The organism is Bartonella queenslandensis AUST/NH15 (assembly GCF_000312585.1).
In the GTDB taxonomy this organism is placed as follows: domain Bacteria; phylum Pseudomonadota; class Alphaproteobacteria; order Rhizobiales; family Rhizobiaceae; genus Bartonella; species Bartonella queenslandensis_A.
This window is the reverse complement of record NZ_HE998003.1, coordinates 11,955-14,202: the sequence shown is the minus strand read 5'-3', so window position 1 is coordinate 14,202 and position 2,248 is coordinate 11,955. Positions and strand designations below refer to the sequence as shown.

At 38.7% G+C, this 2,248-nt stretch carries 2 protein-coding genes and 1 pseudogene; all 3 read left to right on the top strand.

What is annotated here, in order from left to right:
- Positions 1-599, top strand: a 599-nt coding sequence (gene lgt / locus BN338_RS05220; RefSeq protein ID WP_039759757.1) for a prolipoprotein diacylglyceryl transferase, incomplete at its 5' end; no start/stop codon positions are given.
- Complete coding sequence (locus BN338_RS05215) at positions 574-1,653, top strand: class I SAM-dependent methyltransferase (protein WP_039759755.1); 1,080 nt, start codon at positions 574-576, stop codon at positions 1,651-1,653. The genes lgt and BN338_RS05215, both read left to right, overlap by 26 nt.
- Positions 1,654-1,752: 99 nt before the next feature.
- Positions 1,753-2,248, top strand: a pseudogene (locus tag BN338_RS11125) (purine nucleoside phosphorylase YfiH/LACC1 family protein); the annotation flags it as partial.

The following is a 2,248-nucleotide window of genomic DNA, read 5'->3' as shown; positions in this document are numbered from 1 at the left end:
ATTACTTTAGTCATCCAAGTTCTATCATTGCCGTATGGGATGGGGGAATGTCCTTTCATGGTGGTCTCATTGGCATTATCATTGCAATGATTTTGTTCGCTCGTAAAAATAACATCAACATACGAGCCATGTTTGATATCATTGCAGCCGGTGCACCTATCGGTATCGGCATTGTGCGAATCTGCAATTTCATCAATCAAGAATTATGGGGTAACATTACCACACAACCTTGGGCAGTTTGTTTTCCCCTAGATCCTTACTATTTACCGCGCCATCCAAGCCAACTTTACGAAGCATTCATGGAAGGATTTATTCTCTTCATGATTCTCTTCATTGTTATTTTTTCCTTCAAAGCATTTAAACGCCGTGGAACTGTGTCAGGGATATTTATTATAGGTTATGCAATCGCACGCAGTATCTCAGAAATTTACCGTGCTCCTCAAGAAGATCCAGAATGGTTCTCTACTCTTTTTCATTCTACAGGCTTTACTTATGGCATGGCTTTATCTCTTCCCATGCTTCTTTTAGGGTTTTATCTCCTCCTTCAAGCATTTAAAGACAAATCGACCGAAAATGGCATCCCTCAAAGAAAAAATTAAAAAAATTATTGCATCTCATGGTCCTATTCCTGTCAGCGAATATATGACATTGGCACTCACAGATCCTCAGTTTGGCTATTATCAAACACAAACACCCTTTGGGCGCACTGGTGATTTCGTTACAGCACCTGAAATAAGCCAATTATTTGGAGAAATGATTGGTATTTGGACTCTTGCGAGCTGGAAAGCGCAAGGTTGTCCTCATCCTTTTATTCTCGCTGAGATAGGTCCAGGACGTGGAACTTTGATGGATGACATTTTGCGAACCATCCAAAAGCTTTCTACGACAGCATTTAATGCTGCTGAAATTTTTCTGATTGAAATAAGTAAAAAACTCGCAAAAGAACAAAAAAAGCGCCTTTTCTCTTATCAAAAAAAAATCCATAGCGTTGAAAATTTTAATCAAATTCCTTCAAAACCTCTCTTCTTCATTGGCAATGAATTCCTCGATACACTCCCCATCAACCAATATATTAAAGTTAATGGAGAATGGAAACAACGCTGTATTACAATCAATCAAGATGGAGATTTCATCTTTATTGCTGCCCCGCATAAACTTCCTTCTTCTTGTCTACAAACCTATTGTTCTGAAGTCCCTGACGGAACAATTTTTGAACATGCTCCCTTGCGTCATCAATTTATGAAACAAATCAGCCACCATTTAGTACAAGTAACAGGTTCTGCTTTGCTTATCGATTATGGGGCTCGTGATCTTGCCTTTGGTGATACCTTGCAAGCACTCTCAAAACATAAATTTCGTGATGTTTTTGATGCTCCCGGTGAACATGATTTAACATCCCATGTTGATTTTTCTTTTTTAAAAAATATAGCTCTTGAACAGGGCTGTTTTGCTGAAATCTTCGAGCAAGGAGAATTTCTTTTTAAAATGGGGCTACTGGAGCGTGCAAAACAACTTGGAGTGGGTAAAAGCTCTTCCTTGCAAGACAAAATCCGCCAAGATATCGAACGGCTCTCTGGTCCAAATCAAATGGGCAAACTATTTAAAGTTCTCCATTTCAGTGATAAAAATATATCCATACCTCCCCAATTTTGATGATCGGTAATTTTGTTAATAAGCACATCGTTATCTGAAATATTCATTGACAAGTACAAACATCACTCCCACTTTAAATCATCTCCATAAGGAATTTTTATAAATCCTATCCCTCACCATCCTCGCAAAAAATCTTTCTCCTTTACACACGCAGGGGATAAAACATGGATTTTTCACACGTCAAGCTGGTGTTTCAAAAAAATTTTATCATAACCTTAATGTCGAAAAAAGATTAAATGATCAACCTGAATATAGTGCGAAAACTATCTTTTTATCGCTGATTATTTTTCCATTGAAGTCAAAAATTTAGTCACGGTCAATCAAATACACTCCTGTAACGTTGTCCTAGCTCATCAAGCAATTATCGGTACTCCTCCTAAAGCTGATACTCTTGTTACGACCACACCCAGTCTTGTTATTGGAGTTCTTACAGCAGATTGTGGCCCAATACTGCTTGCTGATCCACAAGCTGGCGTCATCGCCGCAACGCATGCTGGCTAGCGCGGAAGCTTAAATGGAATTATCGAGAAAACAATTGCTATTATGGAAGAACAGGGAGCCAAAAGACAATCAATAGTAGCAGCCCTTGGACCTT

Excerpts from the sequence above, each read along its gene's own strand:
- BN338_RS05215 (WP_039759755.1), top strand. The coding sequence starts at position 574 with ATGGCATCCCTCAAAGAAAAAATTAAAAAAATTATTGCATCTCATGGT.